Source organism: Pseudomonas sp. Sample_24 (assembly GCF_004307605.1).
Taxonomy (GTDB): domain Bacteria; phylum Pseudomonadota; class Gammaproteobacteria; order Pseudomonadales; family Pseudomonadaceae; genus Aquipseudomonas.
Window position 1 is genome coordinate 1 of the sequence record NZ_RCNW01000073.1, and the last position, 6,752, is coordinate 6,752.

General features: G+C 56.0%; 4 protein-coding genes and 1 pseudogene. All 5 read left to right on the plus strand.

Annotation, left to right across the window (positions count from 1 at the left end):
• Positions 1 to 1,080 (plus strand): annotated as a pseudogene (gene rpoB, locus D8V06_RS03430) (DNA-directed RNA polymerase subunit beta); the annotation flags it as partial.
• A gap of 64 nt (positions 1,081 to 1,144) precedes the next feature.
• Positions 1,145 to 5,344, plus strand: coding sequence for a DNA-directed RNA polymerase subunit beta' (rpoC, locus tag D8V06_RS03435; protein ID WP_056855885.1), 4,200 nt, complete (start codon positions 1,145 to 1,147; stop codon positions 5,342 to 5,344).
• Between the two features lie 216 nt (positions 5,345 to 5,560).
• Positions 5,561 to 5,932 carry a 30S ribosomal protein S12 gene (gene rpsL, locus D8V06_RS03440; protein WP_003186084.1) on the plus strand — a complete coding sequence of 124 codons (372 nt, stop codon included), beginning with the start codon at positions 5,561 to 5,563 and terminating at the stop codon, positions 5,930 to 5,932.
• Between the two features lie 119 nt (positions 5,933 to 6,051).
• Positions 6,052 to 6,522 carry a 30S ribosomal protein S7 gene (rpsG, locus tag D8V06_RS03445; protein WP_002555493.1) on the plus strand — a complete coding sequence of 157 codons (471 nt, stop codon included), beginning with the start codon at positions 6,052 to 6,054 and terminating at the stop codon, positions 6,520 to 6,522.
• 30 nt (positions 6,523 to 6,552) lie between these two features.
• Positions 6,553 to 6,752: GTP-binding protein (locus tag D8V06_RS30710; RefSeq protein ID WP_241667768.1), on the plus strand; the 200-nt coding region annotated here is incomplete at its 3' end.

Sequence of the window (6,752 nt, forward strand, 5' to 3'; positions counted from 1 at the left end):
CAGGACATCACCGACGAAGTACTCGACGGTCTTGAGCACGGCCAGTGGTTCAAACTGCGCATGGCTGAAGATGCTCTGAACGAGCAGCTCGAGAAGGCTCAGGCCTACATCGTTGATCGTCGCCGTCTGCTGGACGACAAGTTCGAAGACAAGAAGCGCAAACTGCAGCAGGGCGATGACCTGGCTCCAGGCGTGCTGAAAATCGTCAAGGTTTACCTGGCAATCCGTCGTCGCATCCAGCCGGGCGACAAGATGGCCGGTCGTCACGGTAACAAAGGTGTGGTCTCCGTGATCATGCCGGTTGAAGACATGCCGCACGATGCCAATGGCACCCCGGTCGACGTTGTCCTCAACCCGTTGGGCGTACCTTCGCGTATGAACGTCGGTCAGATCCTTGAAACCCACCTCGGCCTCGCAGCCAAAGGTTTGGGCGAGAAGATCAATCGTATGGTTGAAGAGCAGCGTAAAGTTGCCGAGCTGCGTAAATTCCTGCACGAGATCTACAACGAGATCGGCGGTCGTCAGGAAAGCCTCGATGACTTCTCGGACCAGGAAATCCTGGATCTGGCTCAAAACCTGCGTGGCGGCGTTCCGATGGCCACTCCAGTGTTCGACGGCGCCAAGGAAAGCGAAATCAAGGCCATGCTGAAACTGGCGGACCTGCCAGAAAGCGGCCAGATGCAGCTGACCGATGGCCGTACCGGCAACAAGTTCGAGCGCCCGGTTACCGTTGGCTACATGTACATGCTGAAGCTGAACCACTTGGTAGACGACAAGATGCACGCTCGTTCTACCGGTTCGTACAGCCTGGTTACCCAGCAGCCGCTGGGTGGTAAGGCGCAGTTCGGTGGTCAGCGTTTCGGGGAGATGGAGGTCTGGGCACTGGAAGCATACGGTGCTGCTTACACTCTGCAAGAAATGCTCACAGTGAAGTCGGACGATGTGAACGGCCGTACCAAGATGTACAAAAACATCGTGGACGGCGATCACCGTATGGAGCCGGGCATGCCCGAGTCCTTCAACGTGTTGATCAAGGAAATTCGTTCCCTCGGCATCGATATCGATCTGGAAACCGAATAACACGTGACGCGAATCGAGAGCGGGGCAGGATTGCCCGCTCTCTGCTCCGCCAGGAGGAAAGGCCTTGAAAGACCTACTGAATTTGCTGAAAAACCAGGGTCAAGTCGAAGAGTTCGACGCCATCCGTATCGGATTGGCATCGCCTGAGATGATCCGTTCGTGGTCGTTCGGTGAAGTTAAAAAGCCGGAAACCATCAACTACCGTACGTTCAAACCTGAGCGTGACGGCCTGTTCTGCGCCAAGATCTTTGGCCCGGTAAAGGATTACGAGTGCCTGTGCGGTAAGTACAAGCGCTTGAAGCACCGCGGTGTGATCTGTGAGAAGTGCGGCGTTGAAGTCGCGCTGGCAAAAGTTCGTCGTGAGCGTATGGCCCACATCGAACTGGCCTCGCCGGTTGCCCACATCTGGTTCCTGAAATCGCTGCCGTCCCGTATCGGCTTGCTGATGGACATGACCCTGCGTGATATCGAGCGCGTTCTCTACTTCGAGAGCTACGTCGTTATCGACCCAGGCATGACCACCCTTGAAAAAGGTCAGCTGCTGAACGACGAGCAGTACTTCGAAGCGCTGGAAGAGTTCGGCGACGATTTCGATGCCCGCATGGGTGCCGAGGCTGTCCGCGAACTGCTGCACGCTATCGACCTGGAGCACGAGATTGGCCGTCTGCGTGAAGAGATTCCGCAAACCAACTCCGAAACCAAAATCAAAAAGCTGTCCAAGCGTCTGAAGTTGATGGAAGCCTTCCAGGGTTCCGGCAACCTGCCAGAGTGGATGGTGCTGACCGTTCTGCCGGTTCTGCCGCCAGATCTGCGTCCACTGGTCCCGCTGGATGGCGGTCGCTTCGCGACTTCCGACCTCAACGATCTGTATCGTCGAGTGATCAACCGTAACAACCGTTTGAAGCGCCTGCTGGATCTGTCCGCTCCGGACATCATCGTGCGCAACGAAAAGCGTATGTTGCAGGAAGCCGTTGACGCACTGCTCGACAACGGTCGTCGTGGCCGCGCTATCACAGGTTCCAACAAGCGTCCTCTGAAATCCCTGGCTGACATGATCAAGGGTAAGCAAGGTCGTTTCCGTCAGAACTTGCTCGGTAAGCGTGTTGACTACTCCGGTCGTTCGGTAATTACCGTAGGTCCGACCCTGCGTCTGCACCAGTGCGGTCTGCCGAAGAAAATGGCTCTCGAGCTGTTCAAGCCGTTCATTTTCGGCAAGCTGGAAATGCGTGGTCTCGCTACCACCATCAAAGCTGCCAAGAAGATGGTCGAGCGCGAGCTGCCAGAGGTTTGGGACGTTCTCGCTGAAGTGATTCGCGAACACCCGGTTCTTCTCAACCGTGCACCGACCCTTCACCGTCTGGGTATCCAGGCGTTTGAACCGGTACTGATCGAAGGTAAGGCTATCCAGCTGCACCCTCTGGTCTGCGCCGCGTACAACGCCGACTTCGACGGCGACCAAATGGCCGTGCACGTACCGCTGACGCTGGAAGCCCAGCTCGAAGCGCGTGCGTTGATGATGTCGACCAACAACATTCTGTCGCCAGCCAACGGTGAGCCAATCATCGTTCCGTCGCAGGACGTTGTATTGGGTCTGTACTACATGACTCGTGAAGCGATCAACGCCAAGGGCGAAGGTCGTGTGTTCGCGGATCTGCAGGAAGTTGACCGTGTGTTCCGTGCCGGCGAAGCCGCACTGCACGCCAAGGTCAAGGTGCGGATCAACGAAACCGTCAACGACCGTGATGGCGGCAGCGTGACCAACACCCGTATCGTCGACACCACTGTCGGCCGTGCGCTGTTGTTCCAGGTTGTGCCAAAAGGTCTGTCGTACGATGTCGTCAACCTGCCGATGAAGAAAAAGGCGATCTCCAAGCTGATCAACCAGTGCTACCGCGTGGTTGGTCTGAAAGAGACCGTGATCTTCGCTGACCAGTTGATGTACACCGGTTTTGCCTACTCGACCATTTCCGGCGTTTCCATCGGCGTTAACGACTTCGTTATCCCGGATGAAAAAGCCCGCATCATCGGTGCTGCCACCGACGAAGTGAAAGAAATCGAAAGTCAGTACGCCTCCGGCCTGGTAACCCAGGGCGAGAAGTACAACAAAGTGATCGACCTTTGGTCCAAGGCGAACGACGAAGTTTCCAAGGCGATGATGGCCAACCTCTCGAAAGAGAAAGTCATCGACCGTCATGGCGTCGAAGTCGACCAGGAATCCTTCAACTCGATGTACATGATGGCCGACTCGGGTGCGCGGGGTTCCGCAGCACAGATTCGTCAGCTGGCCGGTATGCGTGGTCTGATGGCCAAGCCGGACGGTTCCATCATTGAAACGCCGATTACTGCGAACTTCCGTGAAGGTTTGAGCGTACTTCAGTACTTCATCTCGACTCACGGTGCTCGTAAAGGTCTGGCGGATACCGCGTTGAAAACCGCGAACTCCGGTTACCTGACTCGTCGTCTGGTAGACGTAGCGCAAGATCTGGTTGTAACCGAGATCGATTGCGGCACCGAACACGGTCTGCTGATGACTCCGCACATTGAAGGCGGTGACGTTGTAGAGCCGTTGGGTGAGCGCGTATTGGGTCGTGTCATTGCCCGTGACGTATTCAAGCCAGGTACCGAGGACGTCATCGTTCCTGCCGGCACCCTGGTAGATGAGAAGTGGGTTGAGTTCATCGAGCTGAACAGCATCGACGAAGTGATCGTGCGTTCGCCGATCAGCTGCGAAACCCGCTACGGCATTTGCGCCAAGTGCTACGGCCGTGACTTGGCTCGTGGTCACCAGGTGAACATCGGTGAAGCTGTCGGCGTAATTGCTGCACAGTCGATCGGTGAGCCGGGTACCCAGCTGACGATGCGTACGTTCCACATCGGTGGTGCGGCAAGCCGGACCTCCGCAGCCGACAGTGTTCAGGTGAAGAATGGCGGTACCGTCCGTCTGCACAACCTGAAGCACGTTGAGCGCGTGGATGGTCACCTGGTAGCTGTGTCCCGTTCCGGTGAGCTGGCCATCGCTGATGACTTCGGTCGTGAGCGTGAGCGTTACAAGCTGCCGTACGGTGCCGTGATTTCGGTTAAAGAAGGTGACAAGGTCGACGCTGGCGCAATCGTGGCCAAGTGGGATCCGCACACTCACCCGATCGTTACCGAAATGAAAGGTACCGTGACCTACGTGGGCATGGAAGAAGGCATCACGATCAAGCGTCAGACTGACGAATTGACCGGTATGACCAACATTGAAGTACTCGACGCCAAAGATCGTCCAGCTGCCGGCAAGGACATTCGTCCTGCCGTGAAGATGGTCGACGACAACGGCAAGGATCTTTTGCTGCCAGGCACTGACGTAATCGCTCAGTACTTCCTGCCAGCCAACGCCCTGGTCGGTGTAGCGGACGGTGCGAAGATTGCGATCGGTGATGTTATCGCTCGTATTCCGCAAGAAACTTCGAAGACCCGTGACATCACCGGTGGTCTGCCGCGTGTTGCCGACCTGTTCGAAGCCCGTCGTCCGAAAGAAGCGTCGATTCTGGCTGAAGTCAGCGGCACCATCGCGTTCGGTAAAGAGACCAAAGGCAAGCGCCGTCTGGTCATTACCCCGAACGACGGTAGCGATCCGTACGAAGAGCTGATTCCGAAGTGGCGTCACCTGAACGTGTTCGAAGGCGAACAGGTAAACCGCGGCGAAGTTATCTCCGACGGTCCGAGCGATCCACACGACATCCTGCGTCTGCTGGGTGTGAGTGCGCTGGCCAAGTACATTGTTAACGAGATCCAGGACGTTTACCGTCTGCAAGGCGTGAAGATCAACGACAAGCACATCGAGACCATCCTGCGTCAGATGTTGCGTAAAGTTGAAATCGCTGAATCCGGCGATTCCAGTTTCATCAAGGGCGACCAGATGGAATTGACTCACGTTCTGGTAGAGAACGAGCGTTTGAGCAACGAAGACAAATTTGTCTCCAAGTTCACTCGCGTTCTGCTGGGTATCACCAAGGCGTCGTTGTCCACCGAATCGTTCATCTCGGCGGCTTCCTTCCAGGAAACCACCCGCGTACTGACCGAAGCGGCGGTAACCGGCAAGCGCGACTACCTGCGCGGCCTGAAAGAAAACGTGGTCGTGGGTCGTCTGATCCCGGCTGGTACCGGCCTGGCTTATCACAGCGAGCGTAAGCGTCGTCGTGATGCCGACAAGCCGTTGCGCGTAAGCGCCAGTGAAGTGGAAGCTGCACTGACCGAAGCGCTGAACTCTAGCGGTAACTGAGTTCTGCGATAAATGAGCGTAAGGCCCTGGCAGCTCCGTTCATCGAATCGCGACAATTTGTCGAGGTTGGATGGGCGGGGAGGTCGGGGCCTTGCCTTGACTGGGGACAAGATCCTCTTTAGACTCTTGTACCCCTAAATTTGGCGGGAATTCGTTCCTGCCATTTTGCTTTTCTTGCAAGACAATAGCGTCGCAAGACAACAGTGGAGCTAGTAGATGGCAACTATCAACCAGCTGGTACGTCAGCCGCGTAAGCGTATCGTCGAGAAATCCGACGTGCCTGCGCTGCAGAACTGCCCGCAACGTCGTGGCGTGTGCACCCGTGTGTATACCACTACGCCGAAAAAACCTAACTCGGCACTGCGTAAAGTATGCCGTGTGCGTCTGACCAACGGTTTCGAGGTTTCCTCGTACATCGGCGGTGAAGGCCACAACCTGCAAGAGCACAGCGTGGTACTGATCCGCGGCGGTCGTGTAAAAGACTTGCCAGGTGTTCGTTACCACACCGTTCGCGGTTCTTTGGATACTTCCGGCGTTAAGGGTCGTAACCAGGGTCGTTCGAAGTACGGTACCAAGCGTCCGAAGTAATGGTCGCTTGCTGCAAAAAACTGATTTCTATTTTTCTGAGTCGATAAGAGTAAGGTCGGAGGCGTCCCTGATAGGGCACCAATTCCGAGCGAACCTGAAGACCGTTTGAGGGCTTATCCATGCCAAGAAGACGCGTAGCAGCCAAGCGCGAAGTGCTTGACGATCCAAAATACGGAAGCCAAATCCTGGCCAAGTTCATGAACCACGTGATGGAAAGCGGCAAGAAAGCCGTTGCCGAGCGTATCGTTTATGGCGCGCTGGAAAAGGTTAAAGAACGCAAGAACAGCGACCCCCTGGAAATCTTCGAGAAAGCTCTCGACGCCATCGCTCCGCTGGTCGAAGTAAAGTCGCGCCGTGTAGGCGGTGCTACTTACCAGGTTCCGGTTGAAGTTCGTCCGTCCCGTCGTAACGCTCTGGCAATGCGCTGGTTGGTAGACTTCGCCCGTAAGCGCGGCGAGAAGTCTATGGCTCTGCGTTTGGCTGGCGAACTGTTGGACGCTGCCGAAGGTAAAGGTGCTGCAGTTAAGAAGCGTGAAGACGTGCACCGTATGGCTGAAGCTAACAAAGCTTTCTCGCACTACCGCTTCTAATTTTAGCGTCACTAATTTTGCGAGGGCTTTATGGCTCGTACTACACCGATTAATCGCTACCGTAACATTGGTATCGTTGCTCACGTGGATGCTGGTAAAACCACCACCACCGAGCGCGTCCTTTTTTACACTGGCAAAAGTCACAAGATGGGCGAGGTGCATGACGGCGCCGCGACCACAGACTGGATGGTTCAGGAGCAGGAGCGTGGTATTACCATTACTTCTGCTGC